Origin of the sequence: Planomicrobium okeanokoites (assembly GCF_003428875.1) — a bacterium.
GTDB classification, from domain to species: Bacteria; Bacillota; Bacilli; order Bacillales_A; family Planococcaceae; genus Planococcus; species Planococcus okeanokoites.
This window is the reverse complement of sequence record NZ_QQRS01000001.1, coordinates 917,882-936,469: the sequence shown is the minus strand read 5'-3', so window position 1 is coordinate 936,469 and position 18,588 is coordinate 917,882. Positions and strand designations below refer to the sequence as shown.

The window sequence follows — 18,588 nt, the reverse complement described above, 5'->3', positions numbered from 1 at the left end:
ATGGATGAAATATATCAGTGTTTTGTTGTTGTAGATGAAAACGGCAACATTATTAGCGCCCAACAAGGGAAAAATATCATTGCCACAGACCCTTATGATTTCGGTTTTTTGAACGATGGGGAAATTGAAATTAGTGAATGGAAAGTGGTTATCGAAAAAATGAAGCCTAAATTGGTAAGCAGAGAAGGGGGTGACGCCGAATGAATCATGATATTGAAATTACACAACTCGATTTAGTAGAAGGCGGCAATGTCATTCGCCAGGGTCATCATTTTACACTTGGATTTACGCCGCGTGGCGAGAATGGGGATGTCGTTGCGCTGACAGGCAAGGATATTTATGCTGTTTTTTACGACAAGAATGGTATTCGCTATGAAGGTACTGCGGAATATGTAGCAGATGATGCGGTCATTCGCGTTACCATCACAGAAAATATCGGACACGGCACGATGTGGATTGAGTTTACTGCAACAGATCCGAACGATGCGACGTATAAACGGAAGTTTCCGGCGCGCGAGAACAATGCGAGGATTAGTGTTACGCCGTCCACAGATGATTTAGGATTTGTGGGCGTGAAGTCAATTACGGTTACGCAATTGCGCGCAGAACAAGAAGCCAAACAGCAGGAATTTGAAGCAACGGTCATCCCACAGGTTGATGATATATCGACACGTCAACTTCAATTGGAGAGTGATTACCAGGAAGCGGTGGCAGGTGTCACTGTGGATAGCGAGGTCATTTTGGCGCGTGGTGGCGAGCCTACTTTGGGCGCGCATCTGAATAAAGTTAATCAGCAGTTGGCAGAAAAGGCGGCGGCAGCAGATATTGAGGGGCGGGGTATAAACGCTGATAATTTTCCTGTAATTGCGCCTGAGGTTGGCGAAGAGGGCCGTATACAAAGAGCGATTGACTATGCGGTTACAAACGGTGTTCAACGCGTAATCTTGCCGGCGAAAATAAGACAAGTACGAGGCGCAGTCACATTAAAGTCAGGCGTTACACTGGTGGCGTTTAATAACAAATTAATCAATAAAGAGACACATATCACATTTCTAAAAATGGAATCCAAAACGAAGTTGTACGGTATTGAGATTGAAGGTAAAGACCACATAGTTCCCAATGTAGCAGGAAGAGGAATAAGCATTGAAGGAGCAAACGCATCCGCATATACTGAAGATATTATGATTAATGATGTGTTTATTCACGACATAGGTTACTACGGGATTTACACCTCTTTTGCTAAAAATGTATACGTTGATAAAGCAAAAATGCGTGGATTAGGAAGAGCTGGTTTTATGAGTTTATCGCCAGATAACGTGAATATAGAACACTCGATTATTAAAGATGTTACTACTGAGAGCGGAAACGGCTATGGGGTAGCATTTACTCGGCAATCGTTTGAAAGTTTAACAGATTATCCATTACCTAAGGATTGTGTTGCCTTTAATGTCATCGTTGAAGATGTTCCTTGGGAAGGCTTTGACACCCACGCAGGACAAGGAGTTCGCTTTATTAATAATACTGTTAGAAACTGCAAGGTCGGAATTGCGGTAGTAGCAGCTAATTTAACAGGGAGCATAGATTACGCATCCAATGATTGCTTAGTTGATGGAAATTTAATTTTTGGTGGTAATTCAGGTGTCGCCATTTCTATTGCCGGCGCTGGCGGAGCGATAGGAGCACCAAAAGAGTATGCAAAAGGATGTATTGTATCTGGAAACCGTATATGGGGCGGGGGGATTGCAGGGAATAATAATTCGGGTTCAATATACCTCGTTGCTACGGAAGGAGTCGTGGTGATAGGAAATAGTATCGAACGCGCAAATGAGAGTGGGATTATCTTATATAACACAAATATCGGATTCATGGTTGATGGAAATACAATTACCGACGTTCTTTCTAACACATACTCTTTAGCTCCTTGCATAAACGTCCGCTCTGATTATAACAAAGGGACAATAGGTAAAAATAATGCGATGAGAAAAACTCCTTCTCTGGCTAATTACGTTTCGGAGTGGGCTATCAATATTGGCAGTGGTGTCAACAATGAAGTGACGATAGATTTAGGTTATTCTACCTGTACGAATGATATTCTTGGCGGGTCTGGTCAGAACCATAGTTACGGGACACTAGGGGGTAGCAGTTTAATCCATAGAGGCACGGCATCCCCAGAAGGAGTTATTACCGCTTCAATCGGATCAATCTTTATTAATGCAAATGGTGGTGCAGGAACGACGCTTTGGGTTAAACAGACGGGTTCTGGGAATACCGGTTGGGTAGGTAAATAAATTTCTAGGTTAAAACCTCTTAGCGATATGGTATATTTATATTACTAGGAGGTTAGATTCTTGAAATTGTTTAAATTAGTATTATCTAGAGAATTTTTATTCTCTTTGTTTCTTCTTGTAGGAAGTTTCAAAGGTGCTATAAATATACCGTTTATTGATGAAACAGCGTTATTACTTGTTGTTACAGTAACCGCGGCTGTGATATTACTTGCGAAAAATAATATGTCTATACCGAAGAAATTCATATTTCCTACAGTGTTGTTCGCAGTAATTGTTTTGATGGCTTTACTGTCATTGATTTATACGCCAAGTGTTGTTTACGCTAGTGATAAAATGGTACGCTTTGGCATTATATCAGCTTGGTGTTTCTACGGTGTATTCTTCTTATTTAAGGATGAAAAGTCAGTAATTAGGTTTTTACTAGGGTTTGTTACCGTAGCTGTTCTAATGGGTGTGAATCTATTATTCAATAGCGCTTCGCAGGAATTAAACTTTGAAAGCTCATTTGCGTCTAGCTATGTTACTTTGGCAAGAATAGCTGCAATGGGTTCATTAATTTTAATGATGTACTTTTTGTTTTCCAAAGCCAGCCGAACTAATAAGTCGATTGCAATGATTGGAGCTTTAATACTCTTTATTCCTTTGGTGCAATCGGGCGCTAGGTTCCCAATATTAATACTTGCAGCTGTTTTACTATCAATACCGCTGAGCATGATTCGTATTAAGAAAGAGGATGTTTTGATAAGCAAAAAACTAATTCCATTGATGCTTATCTTCTTCATACTTTTGGGAGTATCATTCTTCTATGCAAGCAAAGGGTATGCTGACACATTAATTAACAGGATGGAAATACTGTTCGAACAGGATGGCGGGGGCGCTTCTTTCTATGGAAGAACGGAAAGATTCGACACTGCGTGGGATATGAGTGTTGATAGTTATTTTGTAGGCAAGGGGATTGGTAGTTTTCCGATCTACCATAGCGGTTTAGATGCCGAAGACTATCCACACACAATTTATTTAGAGATACTTTCTGAGTTGGGGATTGTACCTCTCCTGTTGTTTATATCGCTTATTTTGATGGCTATCGTTAACGGATTGAATTACTATCGCTTATATGACTTAAGTGTGATGAGCACTTCAATTTATGCCATGTTCGTTTTTTGGTTATTTAATTCATTAGGATCAAGTAGTCTGAATGGCGATAAAGTATTTTATGCTTTGATAGCTATAATGATTATACTTCCCTATCTTGGAAGAAACTCCGAAATAAAAGGTACGGAGTTGGACGAAACTGTTGATTAACAAAAATTAAATAAAACACCAATCGAGTGTCCTTCGGGGCGCTCTTTTTATTTACGCAAACAGAAAAAAAGTAGAGGGGGGTCAGGATGCCAGATGGAAAAGGGGATGGCTCCATGTACAAGAAGATTGAAGTTATTGATATCACATTGGACGAACATGGAAACCGGATCACGGCGCTTGAAAAAGCGGACGTTGAAAAATCAGAAACAATTAAACTGTTGGAGTTGCAGTTCACCAGTATAAAAACCGATTTCACCAACTTAGAAAACACGATATGGAAAACAGCGCAGTCCACACAAGACCATTTCAGCGCACAAAACGCGCAGCAGTGGAAGTTGATTGAAGCGCTGAACAACGGCAAGGAGAAGGAACGCGAACGCAAGCATGAAATCACGAAAACGAAAACGGAACTGTTTTGGGAGTGGCTTGGGAAAGTAACTGTGGGCGGCGGTATTTTTATCGTTGTGTTGGAATTGGTATTCGGGAAATAAAAGGAGGAATTTATTATGACAGCAGACAAATTGAAGCAATATATCGCATTTTTCGGGGGCGCTCTCAGCGCTCTTTATTTATTTTTGGAGACGGTGGATGTGAAGTTGGAACAGTTTAATCAGGTGTCGATTGAAGCGTTTGTGGCGTTCCTTACGGCGCTTGTACCGCTGATTCTGGTTGCATACGGTATCTACAAAAATCAATATCTAGTGACGAAGAAAGCGAAGGAAGCGGAAGCAGAGTTGAAACGGAAAGGGTTGAAGTAGGATGGCATATACAATCGTAAACAAATTCATTCCCACCTCTCTCTATGCGCTAAAAGCGCCGTATGCGATGGATGCGCAATATATCACCATCCACAATACTGCCAATGATGCGACAGCCATAAACGAAATAGCATATATGCACCGCAACCCTGCCGCAACTTCCTATCACGTTGCTGTGGATGACATACACGCCGTCCAAGCGATTCCGTTCAGTCGTAACGCCTGGCACGCAGGAGACGGCGCTAGCGGGCAAGGAAACCGTAAATCGATAGGCATTGAGATATGCTACTCGAAATCCGGTGGCGAGAAGTATAAAAAAGCAGAAGCAAACGCCATCGAGTATATCGCACACGTTCTCCATCAATACAATTGGGGGATTGAGCGTGTGATGTGGCATCGCAACTGGTCGGGGAAAAATTGCCCGCATCGCATATTTGCAGAAGGTCGCGCTGATGAAGTGAAGAAGCGGATTGCGGATCGGTTGGCAGAATTGAAGAAGCCTTCCACAGAGAAACCACCAGTAGTCGTCAAACCGGCGACACCTGAAAAGGAGGTAACGCCAGTGTCAGAACCAAAAAACGCGCCATCTAGCTGGGCGAAACGTGACGTTGAAGCAGCGGTGAAGTTAGGTATTTCCGATGGCTCACGCTTACAAGAACCGGTGACACGCGAAGAAGCGATCGTGCTTGCGATGCGTGCTGCAGGATTAGCGCCGAGAATTAAATGAAGTGTTATATAGTAGAAACTCAAAAAAGCGCCTTCAACTTTAACCGGTTGTGGGCGCTTTTTTATTTACCTATAAAATTCCTAGCGACATTCTAGCGACACTTTTCTGCAATTCCCGTTCCACTCCCACCACAAATCGCCATTTTCCTCCACATGATGCCTACACCAAAGGCATTAGAACCAAGCTCAGCTGGGAGAGCGCTACCTTGACAGGGTAGAGGTCGCTGGTTCGAGCCCAGTAGGAATCATTGGGTGCCAAACCCGCAGCAGGTTTTAGGAACAGAATCTGCTTGAAAAAGCCGTCACCTTCGGGTGGCGGCTTTTTATTTTATTATCTAAAAATAGTTTTTGCTGTATTGAAACTTCATGCATTTATTGTCCACTGCCGCGGAATCCGTTGTCGATGGCTTCCTGTTCTGAACAGAACCATTCTTCAGGATTTGTCTGTTCATAAGAGGAACTGCCAGGCATATGATAGATTTTAGCGCCTTTACTATTAATATTCCCTTTTATTTCACACTCCCCTTCATCCTGTCCAGTATCCGTTTTCTCGTTTTCGAAAACTGCATCGCTGTCAAAGCCGCGATCCGTTGCATAATTTTCATATTCCCAGATGCCAATTTCCTGTTCTTTAGCCCTTTGTTCAGCTTCTTCAAATTCTTCAAGATAACGTGTATTCGGCGGGAATACATAAGCTACACGGGCATGGCCAGTTTCGAGAAGCTGTTGCTGGACACTTTCGCCGTCGACATACAAATAAGCGAGCAGACGGCCATAATCATCCAGGCGGTCACCCACATCGAATTCAATGCTGACGTCTCCTGAATCGATCAGCCGGCGGTTTTCTTGAGTCGCTTCTGTGCCAAGAGGCTGTTCACCTAACCGGGGGTGATTTGTTTCAGGTGTATCGATAAGTAAATAACGCACCGTGGTTTCTTTTCCTTCATACATTATCCGGATAGTGTCACCGTCAATAACCGAAACGACTTCAACAGGCATCCGGCTGCTGCTTCCACCAGTATCGATGGAATCGGTCAGCCCGCAGCCGGCCATTACCAGAATGGACAGCAAAACAATCAGTTTTTTCATATTGGCATCGCCTCTTTCGTTAACTCATTATATTTTGAACAGGCAAGGCTTTCAATCAAAAGAACATCTTTCCTTTATGTAATCATTATAGGGAGGAAGCATCATACATTGGCCAAAGCAAAACGCCTTTCTCAATTGAATATTGAAAAAGGCGTTTTTATGTAGGCTTGTGACGGGATGCGTTAGACACTGACAATTATATTTGCGACTCCATTTCTTGGTTATGCTGTCCATAATAAAGAAAAGCTTCCTCATCGACATTTTCAAGTTTTTCCTTATTTAAGCCGATTTCCAATTCACCGCTGAATACAGGTTCCCACCAATTTGTGTTTTCATTCATCGTTGACTTCCTCCTTTAGAAGATTACTGGTTTAATTGTTTGACTATTCCATACCCTTAAAGGTTACACTAATAAACAGAGGAAACGAAAATAAGCCTTTTGGCCTTAGAGAGAGGGATTTCATGATTTCGATTGGAATTATCGGCGCCGGTATAGTTGGCGAGAGGATCATTAAGCAAATCCAGCTGGAAAACGGAGTTGAAATCATAGGCGTGTTCGATGAAAATTCCGAACGTCTTCAAACTTTGAAACAAATGTATGATGTGCCTTTGACTGCCAGCCTTGACGAAATTCTTTACTCGAAAGCGGATTGGGTTTATATTGGAACCCCGCCGGCTTCGCATGCAGCAATCGCTAAACAGGCAGCCGATGCGGGATTGAATGTTCTCAGTGAAAAACCGCTTGCGCATAATGCGGAAGCCGGAGAACAGATGGTGGCGGCAATAACAGAAAATCGTGTCCGTTCTGCGATGCATTTCCCGTTGATGTACAGTCCCGCGGTGCACGAGATGGCCAAACGCTCGAAAAATGGCAGTATCGGTGAAATCATCAGAATCGAACTTCAGACTTTCTTTCCTGAGTGGCCGAGGGCATGGCAGCAGACTCCATGGATCGCCTCCAGGCTTGAAGGCGGTTTTATCAGGGAAGTATTCCCTCATTACCTGCAGTTGATCCATCGTATTTTTGGCGACTTTGCCTTTGCGGAACACCATGTCAATTACCCTGATCAGCCTGATCTTTGCGAAACAGGGTTGATTGCATATGGACTGGTGAACGGAAGCACACCATTGTTGTTAACAGGTATGAGCGGTGTTGGCCAAGAAGAACTTCTTCAATTTAAAATCTATGGCACCAAAGGCGTTCTGACCCTGGAAAATTGGTCTCAGCTTTATTTAGCTGAAAAAGGGAGGGAACGTGTACAATTAACCGAGTTCGAAAAAGTGAACGGTTTATTTGAAGAAATGAAAGCGATGTCTACTGCACTTGTTCCTTTCGAAGAAGGCTTGGTTATACAGCGTTATATTGATCAGCTCACAGCTGAATAGTAAAACTTTAAGAGGAGGAATTTACATGAATTTTACGGCTAATGACGTGGAACGCATGATTGGGGAGCAACGCAATTTCTTTTATACAGGCGCAACCCGCTCAGCGGATTTCCGGAAAGCTCAATTGGAAAATTTGAAACAGGCCATTCTGGCTAATGAAGAAATTATTACACAAGCATTGGAGCATGATTTAGGAAAAGGCGAATTCGAAGCTTATGCGACAGAAATCGGCTTCGTGCTCGACAGTATCGGCTATATGCAGAAAAATCTCGATGAATGGATGGAACCTGAAAAAGTGAAGACACCACTTCACCTTCAGCCTTCAAAAAGTTTTGTGATCCGTGAGCCATACGGTTCTGTTCTGATTATCGGACCTTTCAATTATCCCTTCCAATTGGTGATGGAGCCCTTGATCGGTTCGATTATCGGCGGTAACTGTTCAATCGTTAAACCGTCGGAAACAACGCCGCATGTGGCGCGCGCGATCCGGATCGTTCTCGAAGAAGCATTCCCGACTTATTATGTACGGGTTGTGGAAGGGGAACGTGAAGAAGTCACTAATTTAATCCATGCTTCATTTGATTATATTTTCTTCACGGGAAGTGTCAAAGTCGGAAAAGTCGTCATGAAAGCAGCTTCAGAGAGGCTGACGCCGATTACACTGGAACTTGGCGGCAAAAGTCCGGCAATCGTCGACCAGACTGCGGACATCGATTTGGCCGCCAAACGGATTGGTTGGGGTAAATTGATGAATACGGGTCAAACCTGTGTGGCGCCTGACTATGTCTGTGTCCATGAATCTGTGAAAGATGAGTTCATCAAGAAATTGACGAAAGCCATCAGCGGTTTTTATGGCAAAAATGCTCAAGCGAGTCCGGATTACGGACGAATCGTTTCCACATCACATTTTGACAGACTTGCTGAATTGATCGAAGCGGAATCCGGCAATATTATTTATGGTGGTAAAACAGATCGGGCCAACCGTTATATCGAACCGACCATTTTGGATAATATCAGTTGGAACAGCCCAGCCATGGAGGATGAAATCTTTGGGCCGATTTTGCCGATCATCACTTACCAGGACCTGCCGCTGCTATTGAGACAAATCCGCCAGCTGCCGAAGCCGCTGTCAGCTTATATGTTCTCGGAAAATGAGCGCGCCATCAATTTCTTCCTGGAAGAATTGCCTTTCGGAGGCGGTTGTATCAACGATACCGTTTCTCACGTAGGGAGTGCATACTTGCCGTTTGGCGGCGTCGGGCCATCAGGCATGAATTCCTACCACGGCAAAACAAGTTTCGAGAATTTTACCCACGCGAAATCGATATTGAAAAAATCGACGAAAATTTCGACCAATGTCTTGTTCCCACCCTATAAAAATAAAGCGAAGTATATCAGAGGAGTACTGAAATAAGCGGCCTGCGGGTCGCTTTTTTCTTTTGGGAACTGATAATATAAGTTCAAGAGGTGATTCGAATGGCCGACCGCATTTTAATAATAGAAGATGAAAAGAACATCGCCAGGGTATTGGAGCTGGAATTGAAATTCGAAGGCTATGAAACCGGTGTGGCGCATTCGGGTTCGGAGGGGCTGATCAAGTTCAGGGAGCAGGACTGGAATTTGGTGCTGCTGGATTTGATGCTGCCTGAAATCCATGGACTCGATGTATTGAAAAGAATACGGTCTTCGGATGAAAACTTGCCGGTGATCCTGTTGACTGCAAAAAATGAAGTGAAAGATAAAGTCGCTGGACTTGATCTGGGTGCAAACGATTACGTCACAAAACCGTTTGAAATTGAAGAACTGCTTGCAAGGATCCGAGCCAATCTCCGGACTAACGGCAATGGAAATACGGAAATCCATCGATTCAATGAGCTTGAGCTGGATGAAGTTTCCCGGGCAGTCAACAGGAATGGCCGTGAAATTGAATTGACTCCACGGGAGTTCGATTTATTGTTGTTTCTGATGAAACATCCGAAACAGGTGCTGACCCGCGAACAGGTGCTGAATGCCGTATGGGGATATGATTATTACGGTGATACCAATGTAATCGACGTCTATATCCGCTATTTGCGGAAAAAAGTGGATGCCGGAGAGAACTCGACCTACATCCAGACTGTGCGGGGAGTCGGTTATGTGCTAAAGGAGCAGCCAAATGAAACTGCGAAATAGAATCCATCTTTATTCGACATTGCTGATGCTGGTGATTTTAACCATACTCACCGCAGTTATTTACTACGCATTCAGTTCGCTCGCTTATTCGACAGAAGTCGATGAACTTGATTCTGTGAGCGAAGCGCTGCTGAGCACTTTCAACGCTAATGCAACCGTCGATCCTGATGAAATTTTACGCGCATATCTGCCAGTATCAGGATTGATCAAAGTCACTGATCAGGATGGCCGGACCTTAAAATCGGTGCAGTCCCCGAACGTAACGACTCAATTTCCTGGTGAAATTGAAGAAGAGTCCGGCACGATGGTGGTTGAAGGGGAACGTTTTGCCTTCACGACAGCTCCGGTTATCTGGTCTGACGGCACAATAGCAGATCTTTTGATAGCAAAATCGCTGAGCGAAGTTTCAGGTAATCTGGAGACTTTACGTTTAGTATTGGCTGCAGCTGTGCTGCTTGCGATGATTCCGGTGATTATTTCAGGAGCGGTGCTCGCCGGCATTGTTACCAAGCCGATTGCCGCGTTGACCAATACAATGAGAAGCATTCAGCGAAGCGGTAATTTTCAGAAGCTGCCGGTCGCTGAACAATCCAATGATGAATTGAAACAGATGGGACTCACCTTCAATGACATGATGGCTTTATTGGAAGAGAATTACTCGAAACAGGAAGAGTTCGTATCCAACGCTTCCCACGAATTAAAGACGCCACTGACCATTATCGGCAGCTATGCGAGGCTATTGGAACGGCAGGGATTGGATGACGAAGCCGTAGCAAAAGAAAGTATTGCGGCCATCCGCGCAGAGACTGACAGAATGAAAGAGATGATTGAACAGCTGTTGCTGATTGCCCGCAGAAATGAGACTGCGCCTGAAATCAAAAAAGTGGAGCTGGGCTCGTTTTTGAATGAGACGATTTCGGCTTTTAACCAATCATATGAACGGGATTTCCTGCTGGAAGTCGAGAAGGAACCGTTGATCGTACGGACTGATGCGGTAAAGCTCAAACAATTGCTCTATATTCTTCTGGATAATGCCCGCAAATACAGTTCGGACCGCATTGAAGTGATTGCGAAAGCGGAAGGGACCACTATAATTCAAATCAAAGATTATGGATATGGCATACCGAAAGATTCTTTGCCGTATGTATTTGACCGTTTCTACCGGGTCGACAAAGCCCGGACAAGAGAGACAGGAGGGGTGGGCCTAGGGTTGTCGCTGGCTGCACATTTGGCCGAATTGCTGGATCTTCGATTGGAAATCGAAAGCATTGAAGACTTGGGAACCACAGTTTCTGTCATATTCTCATCAAATTTTAATGTTGCCGAAGTACAATTGAAGGAGGAGGGATCATCATGAAAAAATGGATTCCAATCTTAGCAGCGTGTATCATTTTAGGGAGCGCCATTGTTTTCTTCCTGCTCAATTCTGCGGATGATGTTAAAATGCTGAATGAAACTGAAGCCGCGGCAAAAGTCACCCAATTGTATGGGGGATCAGTAAATGCGGCTGAACTTAACGGAAATGACTTTTCGGTCGAGTTTCAGACAGATGAAGGATTATACAGCGCGCAAGTTGACCGTGAATCCGGCAGGGTGACTGCAGTTGAGCTGATTGAAAAGACAGGCCCATCAAAAGCATTGACTGTAGAACAGGCGGAAGAAATAGCGCTTGGGGAAGTGCAGGGTGAAATTGAAGAAATCAATTATTCAAAAGGACAAAATGAGTATGCAGTAACAATCATGGGCGAAAAGGAAGTTTCCATTATTTCCTTGTCAGCGGAAACCGGCGAAATCCGTAAAATTGCTAAAGAGGAAATTCCTCAGTCGGACTCGGAACAGCCGGAAGCTGAAATTCCACCGGAACCTGAACGTATCATCACCAGTGCCGAGGCGGAAGCAATTGCCAAGGAAACATTGGAAGGCGAAGTGCAGGAAGTGGAATTTACCCAAACACAGGACGGCGGTTATTACATGGTAGAAATTGAAAACGAGGAAACGGAACAGGAAGCCACCATCCAGATCCATGCCATCCGGGGAGAGATCCTGTCTGTGGAATGGGATGATTGATAAAGAAAAGCGGAAACGGCCAATTGCAGTTGCTGACCTAAGAACGCGACAGCCTGTCGCAACGGTTAGCTGACCCGCATCGTGCGGGCCTCCGACAATTAGAAAATCTTCATGGACTTCTCATCAAATTCTCATCTTGCCTTAAGGATACGCTCAGAAGCAGCGGATATGATAAAGGTATAACAAATTGAGGAGGAGAAAGAAATTATGAAGAAATTTATTTTATTCCCAGCAGCTGCAGGTGTATTGGCGTTTGGAGGAATCGTTCTGGCTAACACAGATTCAACAAATGTATCAGTAGAAGAAAACAACAGCCCAGCGAAAACTCAAAACTCTGTTTCAGAGAAACTGATCGGTTTTGACGAAGCCTCATCGATTGCACTGGAGCTTTCAGATGGGAAAGTGATCCGCGCTGAGTTGGATGAAGACGACGGAAGACAGCAATATGAAGTGGAAATCCAAGACACAGAATATGAATACGATTATGAAATCGATGCATTGACTGGCGAAGTGCTGGAGCAGGATCGCGATCGTCTCGATGACGTTGATGACCGTGAAGTGAACCTTGTAAACAGCAACGGCACACAAGCCGCTGCAGAAAACATGATTTCTGCTGATCAAGCTCAGGAAATTGCGTTGAAGGAAGCCGGAGCGGGACAAGTTGTGGAACTGGATCTGGACAGCGATGATGGCGTCTCCCATTACGACATTGAAATCGTGGCTGGCAATGAAGAGTTCGAACTTGAAATCAAAGCGGCCGATGGAAAAGTCCTTAAATTCGAGCGGGATGACCGGGACGATGAAGATGACAGCGATGATGACGACGATAACGATGAAAGGGATGACGATTAATCATTTCATCCAAAAATAAAAGGAGCCAATCGGCTCCTTTTATTTTTTCGGCAATACCACTTCGGCGGAAGTGCCTTTATCTGATTCACTGGTGATGTTCAGAGCGCCGCCGTGGTCCTGTATGATTTTTTGTGAAATGAGAAGACCGAGTCCCGTGCCATTCTCCTTAGTTGTATAGAAAGGTTCATAAATTCTCTTAAGATTTTCTGGAGGCATGCCGCTTCCGTTATCCGTGATTCGGATGGATACCTTCTCATCTGTGAGGGAGACGGTTAAATGGACTTTTCCAGTCCTATCGATAGATTCTACAGCGTTTTTGAACAGATTGATAAAAACCTGTTTCAATGAATGCTGTTCACCGTTTAGGATATAATCCGGCTCATCACTCCAAACTTCCGTATAGACAATTCCCTTCAAATTGAATTCAGAACTGAACAATAAAGTGATATTATCTATCAGCTTCCGCAAACTGAATTGTTTGATTGATGGGGCCTGTGGTTTTGCAAGGACCAGAAATTCGCTGATGATCAAATCGATCCGTTCCAGTTCTGAATGGATGAGCTCGGTATATTGCTTGTATGGATGGTTGTGATCCTGCTGCATCAATTGAACGAATCCCGAAATGACAGTCATCGGATTCCTGATTTCATGGGCAACGCCTGCTGCAATTTCGCCTGCAAGCTTCAATTTTTCGCTTTGCAGGATTAACTGTTCGGATTCTTTCTGGTACGTGATGTCACGGGAAATCACCGATGTGGCAATTACGTTTCCTTTTTTGTCAAAAATAGGCGATAAAGTAATTTGAGTATGGAATTTGGTACCGTCTTTTTTCATATCCACCGTGTCGAGCAAATTGAAACTTTTGCCTTTTAATAATTCCAGAGCCTGCAGATCTGCAAGCTCTTCTTTTTCTTGCGGATAGGGCTTGATTTTTTTTCCATAGGATTCTTCCGCTGACCAGCCATATAATTTTTCAAATGCAGGATTAATAGCAATGACGCGGTTGTCAGTATCAAAAACGGCCATTGCATCCTTGGCGGTTTCGAAAAATAATTGAAGATAGCCTTCGCGGGAAATAAGCGCTTCTTCCATCGACTTATTTCGTTCCTGCATTTGCTGCCATAAGCGGCTGAAGTAAAAAGTATGGAAAAATGTGAGCAGCATTATGATGAGCAGAAAAGTGAGAATTGAAAGGTGGTTATATTGAAAACTGGGCGTTCTCTCCAATTGCCCGAAAAAAAAGATCAGCACGATCACTTCCAATACAGTGGCGGCGCTCAGAACAGAAATGGCTCTAAGCTCGTCCGATAAAGCGGCCACCAGGAGTGGTACAGCAAAATAGACAAGTGTTACAGCTGATAAAGATTCGATATTCAAAATGAATAAATATATATTCATTGCGTACAATAACAGTGAGCGGAGCAAATGCTCCGACAGCCGTGCCTTTAAAAATAACAGAGTAATATAGATGACCAGACCGCTAATCGGTGCAAAAACGGCTGCATTGAAACTGAAAATGATATTAAGTATTATATGCAAAATACTGGCAAAGCCGAAAATATGAAGGAATAATAAGTTTTTCTGGCTGGTTGAATTGGTTAGTTTCATCTTTCACCTCAGGATTCACGTCGATTCATTAATAATACTACAGTCAGGACTGTGCGAAAACGGCTGATTTTGATATGATTAAGCTATTAAGGGGGCGTCACGCATGACACATCAATGGAATTCGAAAGAAACGATTGGACTTTTGGGTGAATTGACATCGATTCCGAGTCCTTCCGGCTATACAATGGAAATAATGGATAAGATTAAAAAAATGATGGACAGCTGGAATGTCCAGTATACTACAACCAATAAAGGCGGAGTCATAGCCACTGTCAAAGGTGACAATGATGAACGCCACAGATTACTGACAGCACATGTGGATACGCTTGGCGCCATGGTGAAGGAAATTAAACCATCCGGACGTTTGAAGCTTTCACTGGTCGGCGGCTTTAAATTCAATGCGGTTGAAGGCGAGAATTGTCTGATACATACAGCTTCTGGGAAAACTGTTTCAGGTACCATCCTGCTTCATCAGACGACAGTCCATGTTTATAAAGACGCCGGGTCTGCTGAGCGCAATGCAGATAATATGGAAGTACGAATTGATGAAAAAGTGTTTTCAGAAGACGCGGTTAGGGAACTTGGTATTGAGGTGGGCGATTTTGTGTCGTTCGACCCCAGGTTTGCCGCCACAGATTCCGGATTTATAAAATCCCGCCATTTGGATGATAAGGCCAGCACAGCTTTATTGCTCGAATTGGTGAAGCATCTGAGTCAAGCTTCTGAAAAACTGCCTTATACAACACATTTCTATATTTCCAATAATGAAGAAATCGGTTATGGCGGAAATTCAAATATTCCTGATCGGACAGAAGAATATATTGCGGTGGATATGGGAGCGATCGGAGATGGTCAATCTTCTGATGAATACACCGTTTCAATTTGTGCTAAGGATTCCAGCGGGCCATATCATTACGGGTTGACACGCCATCTGGTTTCCTTAGCCAAAGAGAATAATATCGATTATAAAGTGGATATTTATCCATACTATGGATCAGACGCATCAGCGGCGATCAGTGCGGGTTATGATGTAAAACACGCATTATTCGGTCCGGGAATAGAAGCATCACATTCCTATGAACGGACACATACAGATTCACTGAAAGCCTCGGCTGCATTGCTTTATGCTTATGTAATGTCACCGTTGGTTTCCTGATTAGGAGGATTTTCATGAATAGCAGGGAGTTACTCGAAAATATTCCTTATAAACTGCTTTCAGGCGAACTGCCTGAAAAAATTGAACACATTACGATGGATTCTAGGGACGCTGTGCCTGGATCTCTATTCGTATGTATTGAAGGTTATACTGTCGACGGCCACGATTTTGCCGAACAAGCGACTAAATGCGGAGCTACACTCATTCTTTCCGAAAAACCGGTTGAAGTTGAAGGTTCTGCGGTGCTGATAGTGGAAGACACAGTCCGCGCGCTGGGCCAACTGGCTTCAAAGTTTTATAAGTATCCTTCCAAAGACATCCAGATGATCGGAGTCACGGGAACGAACGGGAAAACGAGCGTTGCCGGCATGCTTCATTCGATGCTGATGAAGTTAGGTGAAAAATCGGCCTTGACCGGAACAATCGGCTTTAATCTTAATGGTGAGATGCATCCTTCCGCCAATACGACCAGTGATGCCTTAACGACACAAAAAATGATCGCGAAAGCAAAAGAGGCTGGCTGTTCACATATGACAATGGAAGTCTCCTCACACGGATTGGTGCTTGGCAGGCTCGCAGGCGTCGAATTTAACACTGCCATTTTCACCAATCTCACGCATGACCACCTTGATTTCCATGGAACAATGGAAGAATATGGACATGCCAAAGGACTGCTGTTCGCTCAACTGGGACAGGATCTGAGTGAAAGAAAACGGGCAGTATTGAATGCGGATGATCCTTGGTCTGAACAATTCAAAAAGATGACTTCCCATCCGATTTTCACTTACGGAGTGGAAAAACAGGCACAATTCCGGGCTGATGAAATCTCAATGGACCAATCCGGCACATCTTTCCGTCTGACGTGCCCTGAAGGAGAATTTCAGGTTTCCATGAAATTGCTCGGCCATTTTAATGTGTCGAATGCGTTGGCAGCCATAACCGCATTATATGCCGAAGGTTTCAGGCTGGATAATATATTGGAAGCACTGGCTGCAATCGATCCAGTCGAAGGCCGGATGCAGAAAGTGTCGATTGATGCTCCAGTAACAGTCTATGTGGATTATGCACATACACCTGATGCGATTGAAAAAGCACTGGCGGCTGTGTCAGGCTTCAAAAAGAATAAAATCATTTTCCTTGTAGGGACTGGCGGCAACCGGGATAAAACGAAAAGGCCGGATATGGCCAAAAAAGCGTCTGTTGCGGATTACGTCGTTTTGACAACAGATGACCCGAGAGATGAAGCATATGACAGTATCCTGAAAGATTTGGAAACTGGAATGGCACATTCGAATTATGCCTGCATAGGCGACCGTGAAGAAGCGGTAAAACATGCGATTCAGCAATCGGAACCCGGAGATATCATAATCCTTGCCGGAAAAGGCCATGAAGATTATCAAATTATCGGGACCACGAAATTTCCGCATAGCGACAAAGAAATTGCGAAACAGGAAGCGTTGATCAAATATAGCTGAAAAGAGGCCCTCAACGGCTTCTTTTTTTATGGTACGAATTATTAATTCTTGTTTTTTCACATTTCCTTCTCTAATATGAAGAGAGTAGATTAAAGGAGCGTAAAACATGTCAGCCCAAATTAAAAATGAAATTGAAAATAGAAGAACATTCGCCATCATTTCCCACCCGGATGCCGGGAAAACCACTTTAACCGAAAAACTTTTGCTGTTCGGCGGTGCCATCCGCGACGCGGGTACAGTCAAAGGGAAGAAAAGCGGTAAGTTTGCCACATCCGACTGGATGGAAATCGAGAAACAGCGGGGGATTTCCGTTACATCATCTGTTATGCAATTTGATTATGACGGCAACCGAGTCAACATTCTTGATACACCTGGACACCAGGATTTCAGTGAAGATACCTACCGTACTTTAATGGCGGTGGACAGCGCCGTTATGATCATTGATGTAGCAAAAGGGATCGAAGCACAGACAGTCAAGTTGTTCAAAGTTTGTAAAATGCGCGGAATACCGATTTTTACATTCATCAACAAAATGGATCGCCAGGGGAAAGAACCGCTGGAACTGATGGAAGAGCTTGAAGAAGTATTGGGAATCCAGTCATATGCGATGAACTGGCCGATCGGCATGGGGAAAGAATTTCTCGGAATTTACGACCGGTTCAACAAGCGTGTCGAGCCTTTCCGTTCGGAAGGCGACAGATTCCTGCCAATCGATGAAGACGGCGAGTTGGCTGTCGATCACGATATGAAAAATTCTTCTTACTACACCCAGGCAATGGAAGATATTCAACTGCTTGATGAAGCAGGAAATGAATTTTCATTCGACCGGGTTAAAAAAGGTGAATTGACTCCTGTCTTCTTCGGAAGTGCTTTAGCAAATTTCGGTGTTCAGACATTTTTGGAGACTTATCTTCAATTTGCACCGTCACCGCAGCCAAGAATGACGCAGGAAGAAGACATTGTAGATCCTGTAGACACACCGTTTTCCGGTTTTGTCTTCAAAATCCAGGCAAACATGAATCCGGCTCACCGGGACCGTATTGCATTTGTCCGTATTGTTTCCGGAAAGTTCGAAAAAGGGATGAATGTTACACTGGCTCGTACAGGAAAATCATTCCGCTTGTCCCAGACAACCCAGTTTTTGGCGGATGACCGTGAAATGGTGGCAGAAGCAGTTGCGGGAGATATTATCGGTTTGCATGATGTCGGAAATTATCAGATCGGTGATACCATCACCAGCGGCAAGAAATTTCAATTTGAAAACCTTCCACAATTCACACCGGAATTATTCGTTAAAGTAACTGCGAAAAACGTAATGAAACAAAAGCATTTCCATAAAGGGATTCTTCAGCTGGTTCAAGAAGGTGCCATCCAATACTACAAAACGCTGCACATGGAAGAAGTGATTCTTGGGGCAGTGGGCCAATTGCAATTTGAAGTTTTTGAACACCGGATGAAAAATGAATACAATGTGGAAGTTCGGATGGAGCCGATCGGTTCCAAGATCGCCCGCTGGATCGAAAACGAAGAAGATGTGAAAGAATCGATGTCCAGCAGCCGGTCGATGTTGGTGAAGGATCGGTTTGATAATTTTGTTTTCCTGTTTGAAAACGAATTTGCGACACGCTGGTTCCAGGACAAAAATCCGGGAATCAGGCTTTACAGCTTGTTATAAAAAATATATTTTCATCACAGGGAGCTGCCAATCT

General features: G+C 43.9%; 18 protein-coding genes and 1 tRNA gene. 16 read left to right on the top strand and 3 right to left on the bottom strand.

The genetic code is table 11. The features are described from left to right. The 7 genes from D2910_RS04745 (at position 1) to D2910_RS04715 (ending at position 5,319) form a co-directional block, all read left to right on the top strand. The gene (locus D2910_RS04745; RefSeq protein WP_117312542.1) at positions 1 to 204 is read left to right on the top strand and encodes a hypothetical protein; all 204 of its coding nucleotides are present in this window, start codon (positions 1 to 3) and stop codon (positions 202 to 204) included. Beyond that, the gene (locus tag D2910_RS04740; RefSeq protein WP_117312541.1) at positions 201 to 2,288 is read left to right on the top strand and encodes a right-handed parallel beta-helix repeat-containing protein; all 2,088 of its coding nucleotides are present in this window, start codon (positions 201 to 203) and stop codon (positions 2,286 to 2,288) included. The genes D2910_RS04745 and D2910_RS04740 overlap by 4 nt, the downstream gene beginning before the upstream one ends. 60 nt (positions 2,289 to 2,348) lie before the next feature. After that, entirely contained in the window at positions 2,349 to 3,590 is a 1,242-nt protein-coding gene (locus D2910_RS04735; protein WP_117312540.1) for an O-antigen ligase family protein, read from the top strand. A gap of 86 nt (positions 3,591 to 3,676) precedes the next feature. After that, positions 3,677 to 4,081 carry a hypothetical protein gene (locus D2910_RS04730; protein ID WP_117312539.1) on the top strand — a complete coding sequence of 135 codons (405 nt, stop codon included), beginning with the start codon at positions 3,677 to 3,679 and terminating at the stop codon, positions 4,079 to 4,081. Positions 4,082 to 4,096: 15 nt separating this feature from the next. Continuing rightward, on the top strand, positions 4,097 to 4,348 hold the full coding sequence (locus D2910_RS04725) for a phage holin (RefSeq protein ID WP_117312538.1): 252 nt from the start codon (positions 4,097 to 4,099) through the stop codon (positions 4,346 to 4,348). Position 4,349: 1 nt separating this feature from the next. Next, on the top strand, positions 4,350 to 5,075 hold the full coding sequence (locus D2910_RS04720; RefSeq protein WP_117312537.1) for a peptidoglycan recognition protein family protein: 726 nt from the start codon (positions 4,350 to 4,352) through the stop codon (positions 5,073 to 5,075). Between the two features lie 182 nt (positions 5,076 to 5,257). Further along, positions 5,258 to 5,319 (top strand) — tRNA-Val (locus D2910_RS04715). 127 nt (positions 5,320 to 5,446) lie between these two features. Here D2910_RS04715 and D2910_RS04710 read toward each other — a convergent pair. Beyond that, the gene (locus D2910_RS04710; protein ID WP_117312536.1) at positions 5,447 to 6,163 is read right to left on the bottom strand and encodes a thermonuclease family protein; all 717 of its coding nucleotides are present in this window, start codon (positions 6,161 to 6,163) and stop codon (positions 5,447 to 5,449) included. A 196-nt stretch (positions 6,164 to 6,359) separates the two neighbouring features. After that, entirely contained in the window at positions 6,360 to 6,503 is a 144-nt protein-coding gene (locus tag D2910_RS16815) for a hypothetical protein (RefSeq protein WP_165850129.1), read from the bottom strand. Positions 6,504 to 6,625: 122 nt separating this feature from the next. Between D2910_RS16815 and D2910_RS04705 the strand changes: the two genes are divergently transcribed. From D2910_RS04705 to D2910_RS04680, 6 genes are all read left to right on the top strand, one after another. Then, positions 6,626 to 7,549: a Gfo/Idh/MocA family protein gene (locus D2910_RS04705; RefSeq protein WP_117312535.1), complete on the top strand. Its 924-nt coding sequence runs from the start codon at positions 6,626 to 6,628 to the stop codon at positions 7,547 to 7,549. Between the two features lie 25 nt (positions 7,550 to 7,574). Continuing rightward, the gene (locus D2910_RS04700) at positions 7,575 to 8,963 is read left to right on the top strand and encodes an aldehyde dehydrogenase (RefSeq protein ID WP_117312534.1); all 1,389 of its coding nucleotides are present in this window, start codon (positions 7,575 to 7,577) and stop codon (positions 8,961 to 8,963) included. A gap of 62 nt (positions 8,964 to 9,025) precedes the next feature. Beyond that, complete coding sequence (locus D2910_RS04695) at positions 9,026 to 9,721, top strand: response regulator transcription factor (RefSeq protein ID WP_117312533.1); 696 nt, start codon at positions 9,026 to 9,028, stop codon at positions 9,719 to 9,721. Next, positions 9,705 to 11,078, top strand: a complete 1,374-nt coding sequence (locus tag D2910_RS04690) for a sensor histidine kinase (RefSeq protein ID WP_117312532.1) — start codon at positions 9,705 to 9,707, stop codon at positions 11,076 to 11,078. Before D2910_RS04695 ends, D2910_RS04690 begins: the two co-directional genes overlap by 17 nt. After that, entirely contained in the window at positions 11,075 to 11,788 is a 714-nt protein-coding gene (locus D2910_RS04685) for a PepSY domain-containing protein (RefSeq protein ID WP_117312531.1), read from the top strand. Before D2910_RS04690 ends, D2910_RS04685 begins: the two co-directional genes overlap by 4 nt. Positions 11,789 to 11,995: 207 nt before the next feature. Continuing rightward, positions 11,996 to 12,640, top strand: a complete 645-nt coding sequence (locus D2910_RS04680) for a PepSY domain-containing protein (protein ID WP_117312530.1) — start codon at positions 11,996 to 11,998, stop codon at positions 12,638 to 12,640. A gap of 39 nt (positions 12,641 to 12,679) precedes the next feature. On the opposite strand, the gene D2910_RS04675 is transcribed toward D2910_RS04680, so the two are convergent. After that, entirely contained in the window at positions 12,680 to 14,248 is a 1,569-nt protein-coding gene (locus D2910_RS04675) for an ATP-binding protein (RefSeq protein ID WP_117312529.1), read from the bottom strand. A gap of 103 nt (positions 14,249 to 14,351) precedes the next feature. Between D2910_RS04675 and D2910_RS04670 the strand changes: the two genes are divergently transcribed. From D2910_RS04670 to D2910_RS04660, 3 genes are all read left to right on the top strand, one after another. Next, a complete protein-coding gene (locus tag D2910_RS04670) occupies positions 14,352 to 15,404 on the top strand; it encodes a M42 family metallopeptidase (protein WP_117312528.1) in 1,053 nt (350 codons plus the stop codon). 14 nt (positions 15,405 to 15,418) lie between these two features. Further along, entirely contained in the window at positions 15,419 to 16,879 is a 1,461-nt protein-coding gene (locus tag D2910_RS04665) for a UDP-N-acetylmuramoyl-L-alanyl-D-glutamate--2,6-diaminopimelate ligase (protein WP_117312527.1), read from the top strand. A gap of 106 nt (positions 16,880 to 16,985) precedes the next feature. Further along, positions 16,986 to 18,554 (top strand): peptide chain release factor 3, encoded by a 1,569-nt coding sequence (locus D2910_RS04660; RefSeq protein ID WP_084244798.1) that lies wholly within the window; start codon positions 16,986 to 16,988, stop codon positions 18,552 to 18,554. Positions 18,555 to 18,588: the final 34 nt, after the last annotated feature.

Bases quoted from the DNA above. Each gene is read 5' to 3' on its own strand.
- D2910_RS04730 (WP_117312539.1), top strand. From the start codon at position 3,677: ATGCCAGATGGAAAAGGGGATGGCTCCATGTACAAGAAGATTGAAGTT.
- D2910_RS16815 (WP_165850129.1), bottom strand. From the start codon at position 6,503: ATGAATGAAAACACAAATTGGTGGGAACCTGTATTCAGCGGTGAATTG.
- D2910_RS04745 (WP_117312542.1), top strand. From the start codon at position 1: ATGGATGAAATATATCAGTGTTTTGTTGTTGTAGATGAAAACGGCAAC.
- D2910_RS04670 (WP_117312528.1), top strand. From the start codon at position 14,352: ATGACACATCAATGGAATTCGAAAGAAACGATTGGACTTTTGGGTGAA.
- D2910_RS04665 (WP_117312527.1), top strand. From the start codon at position 15,419: ATGAATAGCAGGGAGTTACTCGAAAATATTCCTTATAAACTGCTTTCA.
- D2910_RS04725 (WP_117312538.1), top strand. From the start codon at position 4,097: ATGACAGCAGACAAATTGAAGCAATATATCGCATTTTTCGGGGGCGCT.
- D2910_RS04680 (WP_117312530.1), top strand. From the start codon at position 11,996: ATGAAGAAATTTATTTTATTCCCAGCAGCTGCAGGTGTATTGGCGTTT.
- D2910_RS04700 (WP_117312534.1), top strand. From the start codon at position 7,575: ATGAATTTTACGGCTAATGACGTGGAACGCATGATTGGGGAGCAACGC.
- D2910_RS04690 (WP_117312532.1), top strand. From the start codon at position 9,705: ATGAAACTGCGAAATAGAATCCATCTTTATTCGACATTGCTGATGCTG.
- D2910_RS04685 (WP_117312531.1), top strand. From the start codon at position 11,075: ATGAAAAAATGGATTCCAATCTTAGCAGCGTGTATCATTTTAGGGAGC.
- D2910_RS04675 (WP_117312529.1), bottom strand. From the start codon at position 14,248: ATGAAACTAACCAATTCAACCAGCCAGAAAAACTTATTATTCCTTCAT.
- D2910_RS04720 (WP_117312537.1), top strand. From the start codon at position 4,350: ATGGCATATACAATCGTAAACAAATTCATTCCCACCTCTCTCTATGCG.
- D2910_RS04710 (WP_117312536.1), bottom strand. From the start codon at position 6,163: ATGAAAAAACTGATTGTTTTGCTGTCCATTCTGGTAATGGCCGGCTGC.
- D2910_RS04705 (WP_117312535.1), top strand. From the start codon at position 6,626: ATGATTTCGATTGGAATTATCGGCGCCGGTATAGTTGGCGAGAGGATC.
- D2910_RS04695 (WP_117312533.1), top strand. From the start codon at position 9,026: ATGGCCGACCGCATTTTAATAATAGAAGATGAAAAGAACATCGCCAGG.
- D2910_RS04660 (WP_084244798.1), top strand. From the start codon at position 16,986: ATGTCAGCCCAAATTAAAAATGAAATTGAAAATAGAAGAACATTCGCC.
- D2910_RS04740 (WP_117312541.1), top strand. From the start codon at position 201: ATGAATCATGATATTGAAATTACACAACTCGATTTAGTAGAAGGCGGC.